Genomic DNA, 386 nt, shown 5'->3' on the forward strand with positions numbered 1-386 from the left:
TCCAATAGATGAGCGTGCCGGTGAGCCCACCATGGGGTTTTAGCGCATAGTCCGGAATCTCGCCGGTCAGCGAGAAGTCGAGTTTTTCGTAAAGGCCGCCGGCCCCCTCTTCGCTTGCTGTGTCCAACACCAGCAGGGTGCGCCCTTTCTTGACCGCCAGTTCCTCGGCGGCCCGCATCAGGCCGGTGGCAATACCTTTGCCGCGATAGTCGAGGCGGGTCATCAGCTTGGCAATCTCGGCGCGGTGCGGTTGGTTGGGCGGGCAGTCGAGAAGCAGTGTGACGGTGCCGGCAAGCGTCTTGCCATCCCATGCGCCCAGCACTGCCCGTTCCCCGCGCGCCGCGGCAGCGAGCGATTTGCGCCAGAACTCGTGGGCTGCATCGGGG

At 64.8% G+C, this 386-nt stretch carries 1 protein-coding gene; it reads right to left on the reverse strand.

Going from position 1 to position 386, the window contains the following annotated elements; translation table 11 throughout:
• Positions 1-386, reverse strand: a 386-nt coding sequence (locus EOA60_RS37220) for a GNAT family N-acetyltransferase (RefSeq protein WP_164899979.1), incomplete at both ends; no start/stop codon positions are given.

This window comes from Mesorhizobium sp. M1A.F.Ca.IN.020.06.1.1, from assembly GCF_004023265.1.
Lineage (GTDB): Bacteria > Pseudomonadota > Alphaproteobacteria > Rhizobiales > Rhizobiaceae > Mesorhizobium.